Raw genomic sequence first — 22076 nt, 5'->3', positions numbered from 1 at the left:
CGAGCAAATCAATATTTTTTATCAGGCACTATAACTTGATAAATATTCAGCTGGTTTAATTCTTCATTTCAGAAGCTTTTACAGATGCCAAAATTTTTATCTTTATCCAATTTGTTATTGAGTAAAGTCGAAATAAATAGTATAAACGATATTCAGGATTAATTTAAATGTATAGATTTGCAGTAGGATTTTTAATCAATAAGTGTAATTTTTTTTCAGGACGAGACACGGCTATGTAAGAAAAAAACTTTTAATACAATTAGTTCTCATGATTCATCCGCCCAAACGCTGCGATGAAATAGACGGAATTACTTGCGAAATATTAAACGGAGCGCCAGATTTTTGTTCTGTACCATTTATTGCAAAGTCCGGCATACAAATTTTTGTGGAAACTAAGGTATCACAGAGTGTTTGGCATGGTAAACGGATCATTTTCAGAGTCAGCAAAAGATATATCTCAAATGAAACTATCAGAAAAAAAATTTTTAAAAATATTTTATCACAATCCATCTGCTTGTAGTTTAAGCGATTTGGTTACAGGAGAATATATTGAAGTGAATGACGCATTTTGCAATTTGCTCGGATTTGATAAAAATGAAGTCATAGGTAAAGCACCTGTGGAATTTGGTGTTTTAGCACTTGAAAGTCTAAATACCCTATACCTGAAGATAGATGCCAATGAAAAAGTATCTAACCTGGAAGCAAATCTGATAGCGAAGAATGGAGATGTGAAGCATGTGCTGTTATCGGCAGATAATGTATATATCCGGAATAAAAAATGCCGTTTTACTGTTGTCCATGATATTACCAATCACATACAGGCCAAGCAGGCGCTGGAAGTAAGCGAAGGAAAATACAAAACCTTGCTAAATGCATCTCCCGATGGTATTTTATTAATCAATATGAAAGGAGTCATTACTGAGGTTTCTGAAATCGGGCTTGAATTATTTGGCACCGATACCAAAGATGATTTGGTAGGCAAAAAAATTTTCCGATTCATTCCATTTGATGAAAAAAATACGATAAGAAAAATCATTGAAAAGACAATGAATGAAGGACTATCACAAAATATTGAATTAAAAATTAGAAAGCTAAATCAATCGTTATTTGCCGGTGAAACGAGTGTCACTTTAATACAGGACCCGGATGGGGTGTCCTTATCATTCATGATCATCATCCGTGATATTTCACAACGTAAGAAGATAGAGGCAAAACAACTTCATGCCGACCGGATGGCCAACCTTGGAGAAATGGCCACAGGTATTGCACATGAGATCAACCAGCCATTAAATATCATTTCTATGGTAATGGATAAGATTTTATTTGAGTCTGCCAAAACCGAAACTATCAACATTGAATTCCTTGAAAATAAATCCAGCAAAATTTTTGAAAATATAATCCGGATCAGGAACATTATAGATCATATCAGGGCATTTTCAAGAAACGACAGCGATTACATATTGACAGCTTTCGATATTAATTCAAGCATCGAAAATGCCGTTACTATATCAATAGAACAGTTGAAACACCTTGGAATCAACCTGAACCTCCAACTTGATAAACAAATTCCTCATATAGTTGGCAATACCTACAAATTTGAGCAGGTTATTATTAATCTGCTGGCCAATGCCAAAGATGCAATAGAAGAAAAGCAAAGCATACAGGAAGATTATTTTGAAACACTCATTGGGATCAGAACGTATCAGCAGAATCAATTTCTAATCGTAGAAGTTACAGATAATGGTATTGGCATTGGAAATAACGATATCAATAATATTTTACTTCCTTTTTATACTACAAAAGATGAAGGAAAGGGAACCGGAGTTGGATTATCAATCTGTTATCAGATAATCAAGGAAATGAACGGAACCATAGACATAACGAGCGATCATTTTTATGGAACGAAAATAAAACTAGTTTTGGATACTCAAAAGAAAAAGTAAAAATGGAAAAAAAAGAGAAAATAAAAATCTTGATCATTGATGATGAGAAGCAATTCACAGAAGAATTGATTGGTTTTTTTCTGGATTCAGACTTTGAATTTTATGAGGCCAACACAGCCGCAGAAGGGAAAAAAGTATTAAAAAATAATAAAATTGATCTTTTAATCCTTGACGTGCGGTTGCCTGGTGTGAATGGGCTTGATATTCTGAAAGAGGTAAAAATCCAATACGCTGAGATGGAAGTCATCGTCATTTCGGCTCATGGCGATATGGATACGGTGATCAAAGCCATGCGATTTGGGGCATTCGATTATTTGCGCAAACCTTTCCGGTTTATTGACATTCAGATTGCGATTGAGCGTACCCGAAAATATCTTCAGATGCAACGAAGGCTGAAGCAGATGGAAGAAAAGAACTCATTAATATCCAAAACCCTCGAAGATAAAATCAACCGACAGTTTATCGGAGTCAGCCCACAGATTTTGAATGTATTTGAACAAGCCATCATCGCCGCAAATTATCCCGATGCTAATGTGCTGATAACCGGCGAAAGTGGAACCGGAAAAGAAAATATTGCCAGAATCATACATTATTCGAGCGAAAAGAAGGATCCTGTTTTTTGTGCCGTTAATAGTAGTGCCATTACAGAATCACTTTTGGAAAGCGAATTTTTTGGCCATAAAAAGGGATCGTTTACCGGTGCCATCTCCGATAAAATGGGTTACTTTGAAGTGTGTAACGGCGGTACCCTATTTCTTGACGAAATCGCAGATATGCCATTAAATCTACAGGCGAAAATTCTGCGTGCCACGGAAGAAAAGGTAATCACCCGGGTGGGGGATACAAACCCGATACATACTGACTTCCGGATTATTTCTGCCACCAATCATGATATTTATAAAAAAGTGGAGCAAAAAAAATTCAGGCTCGATCTGCTTCACCGGCTCAATACACTGCATATACATATTCCGCCCCTTAGGGAAAGGCCAGAAGATATCAAACCTCTGTTGATCCATTATGTTGATGACTATGCAACGAAATTTAAAAAACCAAACATTCATATCTCCAAAGAGGTTTTTGATGCGCTCCTAAAATATGATTTTCCTGGAAATGTCAGAGAATTGAGAAATATGACCGAAAGGGCCCTCATTCTTTGCAAAGGCAACCTGCTCGGGATAAATGACTTCCCTGTAAAATCGCAAAAAACATCCTCATCGGAAGCTCATTCTGATTCAGTCAATCTGAGAACCCACGAAATTAAAATGGTACGTAAAGCTCTACAAAATTGCAAATGCAATCAGACGGCTGCAGCTGATATGCTGGGAATTACCCGTGATGCTCTCTTGCGAAAAATGAAAAAGTACAATATATCTGTTAATAAAAACGAAGAGTAAAAAACGATAACCAACAATTCTTCTGATATAAAAAGTATCGTTCTATTCAGGAGATCTCAGATCAGGTCTGGGAAGGGTCAATGTCATTATCAGATTCGGGAAGGACGGTCAGGTTAGGAATGCTCCTTGACTCAGGAAGTCTCGGACTTACAAATTTACCTATCCGTTTTGTAAGTTGAATTCGTTAACCTTTTTGTGGATAATGTAACTGACGAAGTTAATTGCACTTAACCATTTGTTGAGAGCCTGCCTACCAGATGAAGTTCTCCCATTTCCGCACATGTGTGCGATAATTTCAATTATTATCCATTTTTACTAATCTTTTCGTAAAAAATATATTAATATAATTTATTTTTTTATAAAAAATCACAATTAATTAATGATATTGAAATAATGTCTTGTTTGTTTTTAACTCAACCCCAGTCTTTACTGAAGGTTTGACATTATAATATGCAACAATATATCGTTCCTATTACTTATATAAACACCTATATACCTTAATTACAGCATACTGTACTGTATAATACAATGCAATATTCCTGTTTACTTACTTTTCGGCACACTACTTGTAATACGCTCAGAACAAGAGGTAAGCCGTCTCTCTAATTTGTAAAGCACGGTTTTATTAATAACTTAATTTAATAAAAAATGGCAGTAGAAAAAACAATTGGATCATCTAGCCTCGTAGAGGTTATTGATCGTATCTTGGACAAGGGTGTTGTAGTTGATGCCTGGGTAAGAGTTTCGTTGGTAGGTATTGAGTTACTTGCTATTGAAGCAAGAATCGTTGTTGCCTCAGTTGAAACATACTTAAAGTATGCAGAAGCAATTGGATTAACTGCTAAAGCCGCTTAGGCATTTGTAGTTAAAAAATAGGTGTTCTTGCTAAATCATCCTTACGGATTAATGCTCGGAAGCATGATTTACCAAGAATTTCTATTTCAAACTCATCAATCCCTATTTTTCATCAACCTATTCAACCACAATGAATACTCAACCTGAATTAAATATAGATGGTTTTTTCGACAATATTATAACATCTTATGAAAGCCGGATTCAAAAAATTCAAACTGTCTTTCAATCATCCGAAAATATTACAGAATCATCTTATTCCTTGTTCGGGAATGTCAATAATTCTCTAAACGAACTTACAAAGGAAATAGAGATATTAAATTCCAGACTTAGCGAAACTCTGGCAAAAAATGGCTCCCTGCGAAAAAAAGATTACAATACAATAATGTCGTGTATTTTTGATATAATCGATGAAAAGAGAAGCGAAGCCGAAAGCCAGTTTTTGAATTTTGTTGAAACCCAGAAAGAAACTGCCCAATCGCTTAAGAATGGTCTGTTAGGTCTTAAAGACATTACCTCACCAGATGCGCTGGAAAGAATAAGCATCATCAAAGAGCAGCTTTCTCAAATCCCCAAACTACAGGAAATGAGAAAGGAAAAGGTAATGAAAACATTCTTGAATTTTCAGAAAATACATAACAGTATGATAGAATGCCTTGAAAACTTACTTAAAAAAGGCGATAATATTCTGGTAAAGGATATAAAAAAAGTTAAAGATCAAATAATTAAAGAGAATCAAGGCCTTATGTCAAGTATCCAATAGGGTAAATAACCATAGGGAATTAAATATTCATTAATAATTAAAAAATAAAAAATGAGACTATCATCAGAAATGAAAAATTTAAGCGAAGACATACTTGCTTCATTCAAAAAAAGAAACAAGGAAAATGAAGAGCTTGTAATTGAAGTACAAAAAACCCTTGATGGATTTCAAAAGGATCATCAAGAGATGTCAGTGGCTTTAAATGCCAATGCTGTAGCTTTAAGAGTAAAACTTGAAAAGGACGAACAAAAACGGTTAAAAGATTCAGATATTTCCTTGAAAAAAATTAGTAAAGAAAATAAGAATATGGCAACAGCTCTAAGAGCAGGGTTAAATGAGGGTGAAAAAAATAGAATGAAAGAATTTGTTGCTCTTATGAAAAGTATCAACAATAAGATTTCAGAGATTTTTACTTACACGGATAATTTGCTTGAAACTAACGAAACAGAAAGGCTCAAGGAATTTGCTAGTCTTATGAAAAACATAAATACAGAAGTTTCAGATATTTTTACATATACCCATAGTTTGCTTGAGAAAAGCGAAACGGACAGGCTTGAAGAATTTTCCATCCTTATGAAAGGTATAAATGGAGAGATTTTAAGGATTTTCACATATACTCATAATTTGCTTTCTAACGGCGAAATAGCCAGGCTTAAGGAATTTGATGTAGTAATGAAAGGGATCCAAAATGATGTAAAAAACCTTAAAAAAGCAATTAAAGCGCTACTTGGTGATTATGCGAAAGACAGAGGTGATGCATCAGCATCATGGAAAAAAATGTCGGAAATTCTTACTCAATTACGAAATAAAGTTGTTGCTCAGCCTAAGGAAGTAGCTAAAAAAATTGAAAAAAAAGAAGTTAAAATAGAAACTCCAGTTAAAGAAGTAAAGGTAATTCAGGTTGAAGTTCAGCAAAAAGTGGAAACCAAAGCAGTAATCCCAATAACTTTGGAAGAGAAAGTAACGGATTATATCAACAACCATCCACAAGGTGTAAGAATTTCAGAAATGGAAGAGCCACTGGGAGAAACACGCATGAAGCTTGGGTTTGTAGCTAAAAATTTATTAGATGAGGGGAAAGTTCAAAAAGTTGAAAATATTTACTTCCCGATAAAATAATATCCTGTACTGAGCAAGAGTTGTGGGGCATTTTCTTCAACTCAGCATTTTTAATTTATAATTGATATAAAAACCATGTCAAAAACAATCAGTTGCACCTTTTGTAATGGTCTTGGAAAGGATCCTTATGATTTACTCTCACCAATGTCGGGTTGTCAGGTTTGTAAAGGAACTGGGCAGGTTGAAGTGGAGAATCCTGCAATAGCCTGTGTTTTTTGTTCGGGTACAGGTAAAAATCCGCTGGGAGCCAGAGTCCCTTGTATTGTATGTGGTGGAAAGGGAAGTAATTATTGCCAAAGCAATGCAAAATGTTCGCAATGTAAGGGTACAGGAAAATCAAATGACGGATTGCCTTGTACACGTTGTAAAGGCAAAGGATATGAAGGTAATTAACAATGAACAATACCAGCAACACAATAAGGAAAGGTCTTACGAAAAGATTAGAGGCCATGGCTAAGCATTATGCCCGCAAGGAAGAATTTGTAAAAACAAGGGCAAGAATGATACAAGACATTGAAGAGGCGAGGAACATTTGGAAATTGACTCTGGAACAATTACCTAAACAGGAGTTTTAATCAAATAATAAAGGTGAAAATTATGGAGAATAAAATAATGAACAATGAAACTAACACGGTCCTTGAACCTAAGCCCATGTCGGATTTTGTTGAGACAGCGTACATTAAAGATATTACAGAGCGTAGTCTTACCTACATAAAAGCAGGATTTCCAGTACATTTCAGAGGCCCATCTGGAACTGGAAAAACAACTGTGGCTATGCATTTAGCAAGTAAAATTGGAAGACCAGTAGTCATTATTCATGGCGATGCGGAGTATAAAACATCCGATCTGGTTGGTAGCGAGTCTGGATATAGATTTAAAAAATTAGACGATAGATTTATACATAGTGTTCACAAAGTTGAGGAAGACATGGAAAAAAAATGGGTGAATAATCGTTTAACAATAGCAGTTAAAAATGGTTTCACACTTATTTATGATGAATTTACCCGCTCACGTGCCGAAGCAAATAATATATTACTGCCCATCCTTCAGGAAAAAATGATGAGCACCTCGGCAGGAAAAGAAGAGGATTATTATATGAAAGTACATCCAGAATTTCGTGCCATCTTTACTTCAAATCCTGAAGAATATGCGGGTGTTAACCGGACTCAGGACGCATTGCGCGACAGGATGGTAACCATGGATCTCGATCATTTTGATTACGAAACTGAGTTACAGATTACCAGGGCTAAATCAAACCTTACATTGGACGATGCTGAAAAAATCATAAAGATTGTGAGAGGCTTACGCGAATCTGGGAAAACAGAATTTGACCCAACCGTTCGTGGCTCTATTATGATTGCAAAAACTTTGGCAACCATAAATGCAACTCCTTCTAAAAACAACGAAATGTTTAGATTAATATGTCAGGATATACTTACTTCTGAAACTAGCAGGGTTGGCTCAAAAACCAATCAGGAAAAGGTTAGATTAATTGTTAATGAACTGATCGAAAAAAATTGCTAATTACCCATCAACTAATATAATATATTATGCCAACTTCAAGTGCAGTAAAAGGGATTGGAAGTATCAAAACAATGTACAATACAAAAAAATCAGCCATTTCAAATAATGAAGGTTCTGATTTTTTAAAAATGTATATGCTTGAAAAGGAAAGAACTCGTTTGCGAAGCGAAGAAATATTGATTTCGCGAAGACTTAATATCATTCAAATTAGGCTAAACGAAATTCAAGAGTTTTATAATGGACAATCTATACTGCTCCAAAATCCAGATAGGACAGAAAGCTATCAAACAAACAAAGATGAGGAGAAACCGAATTTTAAAACCATGTCGATAGACTATTAAAAACAATACGCTTATTATGTCACAAACACAACCCACCCATTCAATTAATGCGACTGGCCTTGCTGATATTCTTGAAAGAGTACTCGATAAAGGGATTGTAATAGCAGGTGATATTAAGATACAAATAGCTGATATTGATTTACTTACTATAAAAATCAGACTACTGGTTTGTTCAGTTGACAAGGCCATGGAGATGGGTATCAACTGGTGGCAGGAAGATACTTACCTGTCCACTAAAGCTAGAGAAAAAGAGCTGATGCAACAACATGAAACTTTAGAGGCTCGTCTGGAAAAGCTTGAAGCTATTAGTAAACCATTATAATTTACAGAACCTAATAAATTATCAATAAAATGGAAAACGATAAAAATAAAGGAAAAAGAGACGAAGCTGATTTTGAAATTTTCGGGCTTGGCGGTTTGTTCAAAGGCATCGAAAAATTGGTTGACCTTGCGGGAAAGCTCGAAGAAAAGGCCGGAATAAGTAAGGAAGGGGAGATCAATTTTGATCATATCAAAAAAGGCATGAAAGGCGTTTATGGCTTTACCATCAACACGGCAGGTGGTGGTACCCCAAAAGTGGAAACTTTCGGGAACATAAAAAAAACACCCGAAGGGCCTAAAGTAGATGAAGAGCGGGAACCGATAACAGACATCTTTGATGAAGAGAATGAAATTGTTGTCATTGCCGAAATGCCTGGAATAGAGGAAAATGACCTTATAATCGACTTGAAGGAAGACATTCTTGAAATTTCTGCGATCAGCAAAAGCCGAACATACCGAAAAGAATTACTGCTTCCGGTAAAAGTCATTAAAGAAAATTTAAGTCACAAATTCATCAACGGTATCCTTGAAATCAATATTAAAAAATAAAATCATGGCACTTGAGTGCTTAGAAAACAAGGACTTAAAACTCATTATTTTCGGAGGAAAAGGTGGTGTTGGAAAAAGTGTTTGTGCCATAGCTACTGCCCTGGCATTATCTAAAAATTTTAAAACGCTACTTATATCTACCGATCCGGCTCATTCCGTATCGGATTGTCTCGAACAAGAAATTGGTTTTAAAGTAGTAAATGTTGACGGTACAGCTAACATGTCGGCCCTTGAAGTAGATGCCGACAAAGCACTTTCCAATTTTAAAACAGAACACCGGAATGAGCTGAAAAAACTTTTTGATACCTCTACAAATCTTGACAGCGAGGACATCGATGAAATGCTGGACTTATCAATACCCGGCATTGATGAGATGATGAGTTTTAAAACCATCATTGATTTTATTGAAGAAGGTGGATACGATAAATATGTGGTGGATACAGCACCCACCGGGCATGCATTGCGATTGATTTCATCTCCAAAGTTATTGGATGATTGGATAAAAGTTGCAGCCAGAATGAGATGGAAATACCGCTATATGGTTACCAGTTTTTCGGGGTCCTATCAACAGGATGAGGTGGACGCATTGTTATTCAGCCTGAAAAAAATAGTAAAAAGAATCCAAAACCTGTTGCGGGATAAAACCAAATGTGAATTTATTCCTGTATGTATCCCCGAAGCGATGGCTACCATGGAAACAGACAGACTGCTTGCTGATCTTAGCGCATCCGGAATAATTGCGAGGCAGATTATCGTGAACAATGTAATGGTTTCGGATGATGGTGATTTTTGCAAAAGAGTAAAGGCTAATCAATTACCTTATTTACAAGAGATTAAAAAAACGTTTAGCAATTTAAATATAGTTCAAGTGCCAAAATTTGCTGAAGAAATTAAAGGACTGGAAGCGTTGGATAAATTGAGACAAGTATTGACAAGTTAATAAAGCGGTTGAAGAGTTTATGAAATGTCCCTTTGAAAATTTTGAAGTTTGGAAAACGCCAATGAAACTGGTAAATATCGAGCAAATAAACTTATAAATCAATAAACCTATCAACAAATAAATAACCCAACATATTAACTTTTTCACCAACCTTTTATCAACGAAAATGAAAGACGAAATAATATTACGTGTAAAAGAAGCCCCGGTAAAGGATGTTGGAAGGGCAATTGCTAGGATTGACCCAAAAGACATGAAGTTGATGGGTTTGGAAAGTGGCGATGTGATTGTTATAGAAGGCAAACGTGCCACGCCTGTTAAGATTATGCCTTGTTTTCCAGAAGACAGGGACAAACGTATTATTCAGATTGATGGCATTACCAGAGAAAATGCTCAGGCTGGGATTGATGAAAAAGTGAAGATCATTAAAACTACCTGCCGCCAGGCTTCAAAAATAAAACTCAAACCTGATACAAACTCTGGTTCTTTATTTAAGGCCGATGACGCAAAATATATTGGTTCGCTCATCAATGGTCTTTCGGTAACAAAAGGAGATAAAGTGAGAGCCACCCTTTTTGGTTCCCGTGCGGTTAATTATACCGTAACCGGCACCAACCCTGATGGGGCGGTACTGATACACCCAAATACCACGTTTCAGCTTGAATTGACCAAGCAAGAAGGGGAAAATAAAAGTAAGGTTTCGTACGAAGACATCGGCGGACTTGGAAATCAGGTACAGCGCATTCGGGAGATGATAGAACTGCCCTTGAAGTATCCTGAAATTTTTGAACGTCTTGGTGTTCAGGCTCCCAAAGGTGTATTCCTGTATGGCCCTCCTGGAACAGGGAAAACGCTCATCGTTAGAGCGGTGGCTCATGAAACAGATGCTTATTTTATCAACATCTCCGGTCCGGAGATCATGGGGAAATTTTATGGGGAAAGTGAAGGCCGGATAAGGAAAATTTTTGAAGAGGCTCAGGCACATGCACCATCCATCATTTTTATTGATGAAATTGATGCTATTGCGCCCAAGCGGGAAGATATGGGTGGCGAAAAACAGGTTGAAAAGCGTGTTGTAGCCCAACTATTATCACTTATGGACGGATTGGAATCAAGGGGGAAGGTCATTGTAATTGGCGCAACCAACATTCCTAATTCCATTGATCCGGCATTGAGAAGGCCGGGACGTTTTGATCGCGAAATTTCTATCTCTATTCCCGATAAAATAGGCAGGCTGGAAATTCTTCACATCCATACTAGGGGAATTCCTTTGTCGCTGGATGTAGATATGGAAAAACTAGCAGAAATTACCCATGGTTTTGTGGGTGCTGATTTGGAAGCTTTAGCCAGGGAAGCCGCCATGACTGCTTTGCGGAAAATACTCCCACAAATCGATTTCGAGATGGCCGAAATCCCTTACGAACTTTTGATGTCGCTCGAAGTAACCATGGATAACTTTTTTGACGCGATGAAAGAAGTAGAGCCTTCGGCCATAAGGGAGGTTTTTGTGGAGGTACCCAATGTGAAATGGGATGATGTTGGCGGCCTCGATGAAATAAAAGAGGCTTTAAAGGAAACCGTAGAGTGGCCACTGATATATGACGACCTGTTTAAAAAAGCCGATACCAAACCTCCCAAGGGAATTATCCTTCACGGGAAACCTGGCACAGGTAAAACCTACCTGGCAAAAGCGCTGGCAAGCGAGAGCGGAGTTAATTTTATCTCTGTAAAAGGGCCACAAATTTTAAGCCGCTACATCGGTGAATCGGAAAAAGGGGTAAGAGAATTATTCAGGATGGCAAAACAGGCATCGCCTTGTATCTTGTTTCTGGATGAAATAGATAGCCTAACCCCCAGACGCAGTAGTGACGGTTCAGGTTCCGGGGTAATCGAAAGAGTGATTGGCCAGTTCCTTACCGAAATGGATGGTATTGAAGACCTGAAAGGAGTGATTGTGCTGGCCGCTACCAACAGAATCGATTTAATTGATCCAGCTTTGCTAAGAAGTGGCCGGTTCGATCTGATATTTGAATTGCCGTTCCCAGATGTAAAAACAAGGGAAAAAATATTCGGTATTCATACCCGGAATAAACCACTTGGAAAAAAAGTAAGCCTAAATAAACTGGCCCTGAAAACAGAAAGCCTCACCGGATCAGATATCGAATTTATTTGTCGTAAAGCGGCCATGCTTGCTATTCGCGAATTGATTGATAAAAGCAAAGGAAAATCGAAGGAAGTTACCGGAGAAATCATCATCATGGAGAATCATTTCGAAGAAGCGATCGGGCTGGTATTACAACAAAATTCAACGAAAAAAGGTTGATAGAAAGGTTGATAAGTTAAGGCGTTTATGAAATATTCATTTGAAAATATGGAAGTTTGGCAAACGTCAAGGAAACTAGTTAATATCAACAAATAAACCCATCAACCAATAAACTAATAAAATGACAACAAAAGGAATATACATCTATGGAATAGTGCCGAATTTTTACAGTACGGATATATTTAAATCATTTGAAAATTCAGGGATTTATGCCATCCCCTTCCAAAATATATCTGCCATTGTTTCCGACAGGGAGAGTGCACACATTGATTATTTAGACAGGGAAAGCTTGGGATACTTGCTGGTTCATCATCAAAAAACCATAGAAGAACTCATGGAGAAAGGATTCAACATGCTTATCCCTATGCAGCTCGGTACGATTGTAAACTCAAAGGAAGAGGTTATTAAAATACTTGCAAATGGCCATGATTTAGTTATTGATACCCTAAATAAAATTGAAACCCTGACAGAAATTGACTTAGTGGTTACTTGGGCTGATTTTTCTAATACCCTCATAGAGATTGGAAACCACCCCGAGATCATCGCAATAAGAGATGATATTCTAAAAAAGACAGATACGCTTTCACAAATCGACCAGATAAAAATAGGGATGCTAGTTCAGGAAAAAGTAAAAGAAAAAAACACAAAGGTTGAAACGAATATTTTGGATTCGCTGTCATCAATCAGTCTCGATATAAAATCACATGAGGTGATGAATGACGAAATGGTGGCCAACTCTGCTTTTCTCATTAACAGGAATAAAAAAGAAAAATTTGAACAGATAATTGACCAACTTGATGAAGAATACAAAGGCTTGTTGAACTTCAAATTGGTTGGACCCTTGCCCTGCTATAGTTTTTATACTATTGAAGTTAAAGAATTAGATCAGGAGAATGTGGCACAGGCAAAAATAGAACTTGGCTTAACAATAGAAACTTCTGACTCTGAAATAAAAAGGGCATATCAGGAAAAAGCAAAAGAATTTCATCCCGATGCAAATCAGAATAATCATAATAAGGAAAATTTCAATAGGATTAATAAAGCCTATCATACATTGCTCGAATATTCAGAAGCGGAAAGGCAATCTTCAAAAGAGAGTTTAACCTTTAAGGGAAAACAAAAAGTGAATGAAAATTTGATTTTGATAAAAATAAAGGAATAATATGCAACGTGACGGGAAATATATTTATTGCATCATTGCAACGGATTACGACATCAATCTGGGTCCAATAGGAATAGGCGGACGCGGCGACCTAGTCTCCACTATCAGTTTCGATGGCTTGTGTATGGTGGTGAGTGATCATCCCCTTAACACGGTAGTGGCTAATCCAGAAAACATGCTTGCACACCAAAAGGTTATAGAAGTGGTGATGCAGGAATTTAAGAGCATACTTCCCATTAGGTTTGGCACCATTGCGGCAACTCCTAACGAAATACGAAATCTACTTAACCGGAGATACAACGAATTTATGGAATTGCTCAAACAGTTTGAAAATAAAGTGGAGCTTAATGTGAGAGGAACATGGAAAAACATGCGAATGATATACAAAGAGATCGACAAGGAACACGTTGAGCTACAAAAAATAATGACCGAAATTGAAAAACTACATGATCAGGAAAGGAAGAACATGGAAATTGCAGATGCCGGAAATCTAGTAGCAGATGCACTGATTGAAAAGAAAGTAGAGGAAACTGAAACGATTATCGATGCTTTGCGCAGATCAGCATTCGAGTATAAACATAACAAAACAAATGGTGATGCCATGTTTATGAATACTGCATTCTTGGTGAATAGTGGCAGGGAGATCGAATTTGACCACATAATGGCCGACCTTGGTGCCAGATACGAGGACCGAAGTGATTTTGTATATACAGCTGCCTTACCTATTTATAATTTTATTGACCTGAAAATATTTCCAGAGAAATGGGAATTGTAATAGAAAAACAAAACGCTGATGACGCAGATTAATTAATAAAATAGTAACAACATATCTGAAGGATTTTATGGAAAAAGAAGTTGATATACCGAAAGAAGGAAAATATATTTATGGGATTATCAGGCATTCAGATCCATTAGACTATGGTCCGATTGGTATGGGTAAACGGACGGACCTGGTTTATGGGATAAATTTTAAAGATATTAGTGCTATCGTCAGTAATTCGCCGATCATCGAATACGAAGTCCGAAGAATAAACATGATCACTCACGAAAGAGTACTTGAAGAGGTTATGAAACAATTTACGGTTCTTCCTGTTCGGTTTTCAACTATTTCCGAACATAACGATGACTCTGGTATCCTGAGAATTCTTGAGAAAGATTACAAAAAATTTGATGACTTACTTACTAAAATGGAAGGCAAGAAAGAACTGGGTCTCAAAGTACTGACAAAGGAAGCTGTGATATATGAAAGTATCATTGAAAAATATGACGAAATTAGGTTACTCAGGGGAAAATTGATGAGTCTTCCGGCCGATAAAAGCCATTACCAGCGCATGAAAATAGGCGAAATGGTAGCAGAAGCACTCAAAAAGGAGACGGAAAATTACAAAAATAGCATTCTCGATATTTTAAATCCACTTTCTGTTGATGTAAAAATAAACGATAGCTACGGAGAAATGATGATTATCAATGTTGCCTTTCTTGTTAAAAACTTAGCTGAATCTGCATTTGATAAAGCTGTGAATGATTTAGAGGAGAAATTTGGCCGCTTTATGACCTTCAAATATGTAGGAACATTACCTCTCTATAATTTTGTCACCCTTGTAATAAACACTAAAGGAATATAATATGTTTTTAATCGATAGCATACTGTTAGCACCCCTAAAAGGAGTAGTTTTTATCGCTAATAAAATCAATGAGATTGTTGAGAAGGAAACGTCGGATGAAGGCTCCGTCAAAGAAAAACTGATGCGACTACAGTTGAAATTTGAATTGGATGAAATTGATGAAGAAGAATATGACAGAAGAGAAGATGAATTGTTGAAATTACTGGAAAATATAAGGAAAGATAAATAAGGAGTAAAAAATATGAGCAACATTATTGAAGTTAAAAAAGTAGTGATTAAGTTCCTGAGAGAGAACATCAAAAGTTATGATGTAACGGTCATAAAAATTGAAAAAGTGAAAGAAATCTGGAATGCTGTGGCAGAGGTATATGAAGACGATTCATTTCTAAAATCAATGGATCTTCCGTCAAAAAAAGTGCGGCTTTTCTATGCGGTCAAACTGGATGAAAATCTTGAAATTACATCCTTCGAACGGCATGGTTCCTTGGAAGGAATAGATAGCACTGACGAATATATTAATTAACAAATTTCTGTCATGATAAATGATCTGATATATGTTTATTGCATATCACGTACTCCTCCCCGGCTTATAACGGGCATGGGGTATAGTACAGTGGAATCACTTATGTTCGATGATTTTCACGTGATCGTTAAATATGTTTCCAAAAGTGAATTCTCTGAAGAAAATTTCAAAAAGAATTTATCAGATATTCAGTGGGCGGAATTAAACGCACGGAATCATATCAGGGTAATCAGCATGATTATGGAACAGAGTACTGTGATTCCTTTTAAATTTGGCACCATCTATCATACTAAAGCCAGTTTGGAAACCTTCATTATTGATTATGCTGACTCATTGATTGAAAGCTTCAATCATATCGAGGGAAAGGAAGAATGGTCGATTAAAATTTATTGCGATCGTAAAACACTGTGCGAGCAAATTGACGAATTAAGCGAGGAAGCTGCTGCGCTTGAAAAGCAGATTATGGAAAGTTCGCCTGGGAAAGCCTTTTTGCTGGGAAGAAAAAAAACTGACCTAATCGAAAATGAGATGGACAGGATTTGTAAGAACTACGGACAGAAATATTATGATGAATTTAAAAAACTGAGCGAATCAACCAGCCTCAACAATCTACTCCCGAAAGCGTTTACCGGAAGAGAAGAGACCATGATCCTCAATACCACCTTTCTTGTAAGTAAAAACAAAGTTGCTGATTTTATAAGTACAGTTGAAACATTGAAAAAAAAAGAAGGGGATTCCGGCTTTATTATTGAAGCAACCGGTCCCTGGCCACCATTTAGTTTTATTTCCATTAAAGAAAAACAATAATGCACAATAATGTAATCGACCGGTCTAAAGACATTACCATGCTTGAATTGCTTGACAGAGTATTGAACAAAGGGGTTATCCTCAGTGGGGATATTATAATTTCAGTAGCAGATATCGACCTGGTATATGTAGGAGTGAAATTGCTTCTAAGCTCTGTTGAAACCATGGAGCAGTTAAAGTCTGGAAAGCCAATAATTTTGTAGAAATGAAAAAAATGATTTATTCCATATTATCCGTAAAAAGAAATCCAGAGAAGTTAAATGCTCTGCTGGTTGGGATGAAGGGCATTTCTGGTTCTGACTTATGTGCTGTTTCTTTTGGTGAAATTACTGCTGTAGTAAGCGATGTAAAAAGAGCTGAATTAATTGCAGATAGATCCAATGCTATTGAATATGCAGGTGTGATCGAAAACCTTGCGCAACAATTTACAGTTCTTCCCATGCGATATGGCTCAATAATGGAATCAGCCGAATTAATTAATAAAATGCTCGAAAGAAACTACCATGAATTTCAACAAAATCTCCAGGAAGTTGAAAATAAGTATGAATTTGGGCTAAAGATTTTTTGTGATTCCGAAAAATTAAAATCAGAACTGAAGATAAAATCAGAGGCAGATACCCAAACAACCGAGAATTCTGCGACGGAAATCAAAAATTCAGTTTACAAGGATTATCTGGATAAAAAACTTAAAGAGCACAGGCTTGAGGAATTGATGCTAACTTATGTTAATTCGGTCATTGAAATGATCACTGGATACCTTTTCCGGTTAAACACCGTCAATAAATTCAAAAAAAGGGCAATAACAACAACAGCTATCATTGATGCCGTTTTCTTACTTGATATGGAGCGGAAAGATGGACTAATTCATGTAATTGGGGATTTGCAAAACCAATATCCAAGGCTTAACTTTGTCCTGACTGGACCTTGGCCTCCGTATAATTTTGTTGAAATCGCCATAAAATAATCGGTATGATAAGTGAAAATAAAATACTGTTTAATACCGGATCGCTTGATGAGCTTTCGGAGGAGATCGGGAAACTAACAAACAATGAAGAATCCAGGCTAAAGCTAGGCCCAGACAATGCTGATTCCGGCTTGGCAAAACTGGTACTAACCCTGGTTGAACTCATTCGTAAACTGGTTGAAAAGCAAGCTATGCGCAGAGTTGACGGGGGATCATTGACTGAAGATGAGATTGAACGGCTTGGTGAAACCCTTATGAAACTTGAACTAAAAATGGAAGAGCTGAAAAAGCACTTTAATCTTACCGACAGGGATTTAAACATCAATCTTGGCCCATTAGGCAATTTAATGTAATATAATGAGTAAAATTTTAGGTATAGATTTAGGAACCACAAATTCCTGTATAGCTGTTATGGAAGGTAATGAACCGGTCGTAATCCTTAACAGTGAAGGTAACAGAACAACGCCTTCTGTAGTAGGATTTACTGACAGTGGTGAGCGTAAAGTTGGTGACCCGGCAAAACGTCAGGCCATTATCAATCCAGTAAACACGATTTTTTCCATTAAACGGTTTATTGGTGAATCATACGATCAGGTTGAGAAAGAGATTAGCAGATTGCCATATCAGGTTTCAAAAGGCGAAAATAATACACCCCGTGTAAACATTTCCGGGGAACTGTATTCGGCTCAGGAGATTTCGGCTATGATTCTTCAGAAAATGAAAAAAACAGCTGAAGACTACCTTGGACAAGAGATCAAGGAGGCGGTGATTACCGTTCCTGCCTATTTCAGCGATTCACAGCGGCAGGCAACCAAAGAGGCTGGTGAGATTGCAGGGTTAACAGTCAGACGTATTATTAACGAACCTACAGCGGCAGCTCTTGCCTATGGATTGGATAAAAGGCATACAGATATTAAGGTTGCAGTATATGACCTTGGTGGCGGAACTTTCGATATTTCGATACTCGAACTCGGAAATGGTATTTTTGAAGTGAAATCTACCAACGGGAACACTCACCTTGGTGGCGATGATTTTAATCAGCTGATCATTGACTGGTTGGTTGATGAATTCAGAAAAGACGAAGGTATAGATCTCCTTAGAGATTCTATGGTACTTCTGCGGTTGAAAGAGGCGGCCGAAAACGCAAAGATCGAATTGTCTGGATTGATGGAAACTGAAATTAACCTACCCTATATTATGCTGGTTCAAGGCATACCCAAGCACTTGGTAAAGAAGCTTACCCGTGCCAAATTTGAACAGTTGGTTGATAACCTGTTGCAGTCAACTATTCTATCTTGTCAGCAGGCACTTAAGAATGCCCGATTGAAGGTCTCCGATTTAGATGAAATCATCCTCGTTGGCGGATCAACCAGAATACCTGCTGTTCAAAAAATTGTGCGTGACTTTTTCGAGAAAGAACCTTCCAAAGGTGTTAACCCAGATGAAGTTGTCGCTATTGGCGCTGCCATCCAGGGTGGAGTTCTTGCTGGCGAAGTAAAAGATGTATTGCTACTTGATGTTACACCGCTTTCATTAGGTATCGAAACCCGGGGTGGTGTGATGACACGGCTGATCGAAGCCAATACAACCATTCCTACTCAGCAATCAGAAGTCTTTTCTACGGCTGCTGATAGCCAACCCTCTGTAGAAATACACATATTACAAGGAGAACGGCCAATGGCTAACGATAACAAGAGCATCGGGAGGTTTCATTTTGATGGAATTCCGCCATTCCATAGGGGTATTCCTAAAATCGAAGTTACCTTTGATATTGATGCTAATGGCATTCTTCATGTGACTGCCAAAGATCAGTTAACTGACAAATCGCAGCAGATTCGCATTGAGGCCTCTACCGGACTTTCGCATGAGGATATTCACCGGATGAAGGAGGAAGCCAGGCAACACGCTGTTTCGGATAGAGAGACAAAAGAAAAGGTGGTTCAAAGTAATCAAGCCGACACTCAGATCTTCCAAACGGAAAAACAGTTAAAGGAATTTGGGGATACAATTCCAGGTAACAAAAAGGCTGCTATTGAAAATGCACTTGAAGAGTTGAAATCAGCGATTAAAAACCGAAGTTTTACCGATATTGAACAGGCTATGGAAACTCTGAGTACCGTATGCCAATTGGCTAGTGAAGAGTTGAGTATAGATCAAAGCTAAAAACCTTTCACAATGAAGACACTAATATATGTTCCCATCATTCATACAAGTGCCGACATGGGATCCATGGCAGCCGAGCTAACCCAGAAGGGTATTGATGAATTTGGGAGAGAATTTTGGGAAACACATGTTGATACCGTTAACAAATACTGGGAGATAATAAGCCAATATTGTGATACTATTGGGCTTGGCGGAAAAGTTGTAAAAATATACCAGGATGGAATGGTTGCGGATGGAGAGATCGCAATAAAAATCATGGAAGATAGCATAAAGGCAGGAAGTAAAAACTATGAAATTATTTCAAGACTGGTCAAACGGGGAGCTATTATCGTGCGAACCGAGGATATTTCGATGGTTAAAAAAGAATTGGAAATGCTAAAATTGATACCCTCTTCCGGCCCATTAATCATGAAACTGATCAGGATTATTAGGTTTAAAATTAGCCGATCCAAACTGTTGAATCAACGGGATGAGTATATTGCTGGCAGGATTTCGGCAACACTCGGCCCAAATGAAACGGGTATAATCTTTCTTGGGGCTTATCATAATATTTTAGATAAACTGCCGAAAGATATAAGAATAAATGAACAAAAAGAAATCCATAAAGTAAGGGAATACCAAAAACTCCTTCCGTTCTATGCTATAAAAAAACAACGTTTTGAAGAACTCTCTCAGTACCTCATAAAACCTATAGTGAGCAAGTGACAGCAGGGTATTAACAAAGCCCTTATTTAGTATCTGATGGTGGAGAGAACAAATCAAAATTCTGGGTTTGGCTCTCCACTTTTTTATCAATAGTTATTACATTTATTTGTTATGTTGTATAAATAACCTTTATTTACCCAAGGTTGTTGCACTAAATTGTATGTTGTTCCTGATGTTGGGTTTGAAGCTCCTACCCCATCTTGTCATTCCGTCCACATATTCCAAGTATCTAAAGCTACTCCAACAAAAGGTTATCCTTTTCCCTAAGATGAAAAATATTATACTACACCAATACTTCCTACAAAACTTTTTGTTTCCAATAATTTCAGGATTTAATTCAATTCTTTATTAGGTTAAGAAAGTAGCTCAATCCTTGGCTTTGTAAACCACCGCATCAAGTTTCATTTGCTTTATCATGCTCTCCAATCCTCCGGCACGTTTCATCGAAAGCATGCTTTTAAATCCTATCCTTTCAATAAAATTAAGCGGGGCTTTAATAATTTCATCAGGTGTATGCCCCGAAAGTACATGAATCAACATGGCAACAAGCCCTTTAGCATAATCGGCATTTGCATCTGCATAAAAAATAATTTTACCATCTTTTAATTCACTATATAACCACACATGTGCCTGGCATCCTTTTATCATACGGTTATCCGTTTTCAATGAAACGTCTAATGGTTTTAGATTTTTACCTAAATCAATCAGGTATCCGAATTTATCAAACAGGTCCTCAAACTCCGAGAATTCTTCCACGAGTTCCTGCTCTATATTTTCTATTGTTTTCATCTCTATCATTTTTGGTTTATTCGTTTAATTGATTTCACAATTGCGTTTGCAAAAACATCTATTTCCTCCTTTGTATTATAAAATGAAAAACTTGCACGCACAGTCCCCGGAATTTGATAATGTGCCATTAGTGGTTGCGTACAGTGGTGCCCTGTTCGTACTGCTATTCCCTGCGCATCCAGGAGCATGCCTAAGTCAAGCGGATGGATCCCATCCACAACAAACGAAATTACACTTGCTTTTTCTTTTGCCGTGCCGATAATTCGCAAATTATCAATCGCTGAAAGTTTTTCTGTAGCATACCCAAGCAGTTCGTGTTCATAAGTAGCAATATTTTCAAGACCGAGTACGTTGATGTAGTCCAGTGCCACTGCAAGACCAATTCCTCCTTCTATATTCGGAGTGCCTGCCTCAAATCTTAGCGGAGATTCTGCATATTCTGATTTATCGAATGAAACTGTTTTAATGGTTCCGCCACCTACTTGATAATTCGGGAGTTTATTAAGCCATTCTTCTTTTCCGTAAAGTATTCCTACTCCTGTGGGGGCATAAACTTTGTGCCCGCTAAAACAATAAAAATCAGCATCTAAATCTTGCACATCCACTTTTATATGAGGGATTGATTGGGCTCCATCCACAAGCACAGGAATATTTTTCGAGTGAGCGATAGCAATCATCTCTTTTACGGGATTTACCGTACCAAGTGTGTTTGATACGTGTGTAATGGCGATCAGTTTTGTTTTTGCAGAAAGTAGTTTTTTATATTCGTCCATACACAATTCTCCGCTATCAGTGATTGGGATAACTTTAAGTACTGCATTTTTTTCTTCGCATAGCTGTTGCCATGGGAGAATATTACTGTGATGCTCCATCTCACTCACGACAATCTCGTCGCCAGCATTCACATACTTTTTCCCAAACGCAGTGGCTATAAAGTTGATGCTATCAGTAGTTCCGCTTGTAAAAATTATTTCGTGTTCCTGTTTAGCACCTATATGTTTTTGAACAGTAATTCGGGCATTCTCATATTCATCAGTTACATCCTGACTCATTCGATGAACTCCACGGTGAATGTTAGCGTTCTGCACCGTGTAATATTTTATGAGGGCATCAATCACTTGTTGCGGTTTCTGTGTAGTAGCACCGTTATCAAAATAAATCAATGGCTTATTATTCACCATCCTTGAAAGGATAGGGAAATCTTTTCGGATTTTATGAACATCAAAAAGAATTACTTTTTCAAAGTTTTTTGGCAGTTTCATTTATTCCTTT

The 22076-nt window shown here is 37.2% G+C and carries 25 protein-coding genes; 23 read left to right on the top strand and 2 right to left on the bottom strand.

From position 1 onward, the window contains the following. Positions 1-461 precede the first annotated feature (461 nt). The 23 genes from EKM05_RS06515 to EKM05_RS06405 all read left to right on the top strand — a co-directional run bounded on the left by EKM05_RS06515 (position 462) and on the right by EKM05_RS06405 (position 20015). Positions 462-1943 (top strand): PAS domain S-box protein, encoded by a 1482-nt coding sequence (locus EKM05_RS06515; RefSeq protein WP_158615142.1) that lies wholly within the window; start codon positions 462-464, stop codon positions 1941-1943. Positions 1944-1945: 2 nt separating this feature from the next. Next, positions 1946-3337: a sigma-54 dependent transcriptional regulator gene (locus EKM05_RS06510; RefSeq protein ID WP_126554235.1), complete on the top strand. Its 1392-nt coding sequence runs from the start codon at positions 1946-1948 to the stop codon at positions 3335-3337. A 648-nt stretch (positions 3338-3985) separates the two neighbouring features. Next, the gene (gvpA, locus tag EKM05_RS06505) at positions 3986-4192 is read left to right on the top strand and encodes a gas vesicle structural protein GvpA (protein ID WP_126462316.1); all 207 of its coding nucleotides are present in this window, start codon (positions 3986-3988) and stop codon (positions 4190-4192) included. Positions 4193-4322: 130 nt separating this feature from the next. Further along, a complete protein-coding gene (locus EKM05_RS06500) occupies positions 4323-4952 on the top strand; it encodes a hypothetical protein (protein ID WP_126462319.1) in 630 nt (209 codons plus the stop codon). A gap of 51 nt (positions 4953-5003) precedes the next feature. Further along, a complete protein-coding gene (locus EKM05_RS06495) occupies positions 5004-6071 on the top strand; it encodes a hypothetical protein (protein ID WP_126462322.1) in 1068 nt (355 codons plus the stop codon). Positions 6072-6146: 75 nt separating this feature from the next. Next, entirely contained in the window at positions 6147-6464 is a 318-nt protein-coding gene (locus tag EKM05_RS14380) for a hypothetical protein (RefSeq protein ID WP_156063273.1), read from the top strand. Between the two features lie 204 nt (positions 6465-6668). Continuing rightward, positions 6669-7595: a gas vesicle protein GvpN gene (gvpN, locus tag EKM05_RS06485; RefSeq protein ID WP_233579299.1), complete on the top strand. Its 927-nt coding sequence runs from the start codon at positions 6669-6671 to the stop codon at positions 7593-7595. A 26-nt stretch (positions 7596-7621) separates the two neighbouring features. Further along, complete coding sequence (locus tag EKM05_RS06480; protein WP_126554233.1) at positions 7622-7936, top strand: hypothetical protein; 315 nt, start codon at positions 7622-7624, stop codon at positions 7934-7936. A 16-nt stretch (positions 7937-7952) separates the two neighbouring features. Beyond that, positions 7953-8258, top strand: coding sequence for a gas vesicle protein (locus tag EKM05_RS06475; protein WP_126462327.1), 306 nt, complete (start codon positions 7953-7955; stop codon positions 8256-8258). A gap of 29 nt (positions 8259-8287) precedes the next feature. Beyond that, on the top strand, positions 8288-8806 hold the full coding sequence (locus EKM05_RS06470) for an Hsp20/alpha crystallin family protein (RefSeq protein WP_126462330.1): 519 nt from the start codon (positions 8288-8290) through the stop codon (positions 8804-8806). A 4-nt stretch (positions 8807-8810) separates the two neighbouring features. After that, complete coding sequence (locus tag EKM05_RS06465) at positions 8811-9746, top strand: ArsA family ATPase (protein WP_126462333.1); 936 nt, start codon at positions 8811-8813, stop codon at positions 9744-9746. A gap of 166 nt (positions 9747-9912) precedes the next feature. After that, on the top strand, positions 9913-12066 hold the full coding sequence (locus EKM05_RS06460; RefSeq protein ID WP_126554231.1) for a CDC48 family AAA ATPase: 2154 nt from the start codon (positions 9913-9915) through the stop codon (positions 12064-12066). 121 nt (positions 12067-12187) lie between these two features. Then, positions 12188-13228, top strand: a complete 1041-nt coding sequence (locus EKM05_RS06455) for a GvpL/GvpF family gas vesicle protein (protein WP_126554229.1) — start codon at positions 12188-12190, stop codon at positions 13226-13228. Position 13229: 1 nt separating this feature from the next. Further along, entirely contained in the window at positions 13230-14003 is a 774-nt protein-coding gene (locus EKM05_RS06450) for a GvpL/GvpF family gas vesicle protein (protein WP_126462343.1), read from the top strand. Between the two features lie 67 nt (positions 14004-14070). After that, on the top strand, positions 14071-14853 hold the full coding sequence (locus EKM05_RS06445; protein ID WP_126554227.1) for a GvpL/GvpF family gas vesicle protein: 783 nt from the start codon (positions 14071-14073) through the stop codon (positions 14851-14853). Between the two features lies 1 nt (position 14854). After that, positions 14855-15082 (top strand): gas vesicle protein GvpG, encoded by a 228-nt coding sequence (locus tag EKM05_RS06440; RefSeq protein WP_126462349.1) that lies wholly within the window; start codon positions 14855-14857, stop codon positions 15080-15082. 12 nt (positions 15083-15094) lie between these two features. After that, positions 15095-15376 carry a gas vesicle protein GvpO gene (locus EKM05_RS06435; protein WP_126462352.1) on the top strand — a complete coding sequence of 94 codons (282 nt, stop codon included), beginning with the start codon at positions 15095-15097 and terminating at the stop codon, positions 15374-15376. Between the two features lie 12 nt (positions 15377-15388). Further along, positions 15389-16183 (top strand): GvpL/GvpF family gas vesicle protein, encoded by a 795-nt coding sequence (locus EKM05_RS06430; protein ID WP_126554225.1) that lies wholly within the window; start codon positions 15389-15391, stop codon positions 16181-16183. Further along, positions 16183-16386 (top strand): gas vesicle protein, encoded by a 204-nt coding sequence (locus EKM05_RS06425; RefSeq protein WP_126462357.1) that lies wholly within the window; start codon positions 16183-16185, stop codon positions 16384-16386. The genes EKM05_RS06430 and EKM05_RS06425 overlap by 1 nt, the downstream gene beginning before the upstream one ends. A gap of 2 nt (positions 16387-16388) precedes the next feature. Further along, positions 16389-17147, top strand: coding sequence for a GvpL/GvpF family gas vesicle protein (locus EKM05_RS06420; protein ID WP_126462360.1), 759 nt, complete (start codon positions 16389-16391; stop codon positions 17145-17147). 5 nt (positions 17148-17152) lie between these two features. Further along, positions 17153-17500: a gas vesicle protein K gene (locus EKM05_RS06415; RefSeq protein ID WP_231507434.1), complete on the top strand. Its 348-nt coding sequence runs from the start codon at positions 17153-17155 to the stop codon at positions 17498-17500. Positions 17501-17504: 4 nt separating this feature from the next. Then, entirely contained in the window at positions 17505-19310 is a 1806-nt protein-coding gene (dnaK, locus tag EKM05_RS06410) for a molecular chaperone DnaK (protein WP_126554223.1), read from the top strand. Between the two features lie 12 nt (positions 19311-19322). Beyond that, positions 19323-20015, top strand: coding sequence for a hypothetical protein (locus tag EKM05_RS06405; RefSeq protein WP_231507435.1), 693 nt, complete (start codon positions 19323-19325; stop codon positions 20013-20015). Positions 20016-20381: 366 nt separating this feature from the next. Here the strand turns inward: EKM05_RS06405 and EKM05_RS06400 are convergent, their stop codons facing one another. Both EKM05_RS06400 and EKM05_RS06395 read right to left on the bottom strand, forming a co-directional pair. Continuing rightward, positions 20382-20804 (bottom strand): SufE family protein, encoded by a 423-nt coding sequence (locus EKM05_RS06400; protein WP_126554221.1) that lies wholly within the window; start codon positions 20802-20804, stop codon positions 20382-20384. Positions 20805-20809: 5 nt separating this feature from the next. Continuing rightward, positions 20810-22066: an aminotransferase class V-fold PLP-dependent enzyme gene (locus tag EKM05_RS06395; RefSeq protein WP_126554219.1), complete on the bottom strand. Its 1257-nt coding sequence runs from the start codon at positions 22064-22066 to the stop codon at positions 20810-20812. Between the last annotated feature and the right edge of the window lie 10 nt (positions 22067-22076).

Source organism: Flavobacterium sp. GSP27, assembly GCF_003970395.1.
In the GTDB taxonomy this organism is placed as follows: domain Bacteria; phylum Bacteroidota; class Bacteroidia; order Flavobacteriales; family Flavobacteriaceae; genus Flavobacterium.
Note: the sequence above shows the minus strand (reverse complement) of the source record. Positions and strands in the feature narration are given on the sequence as shown.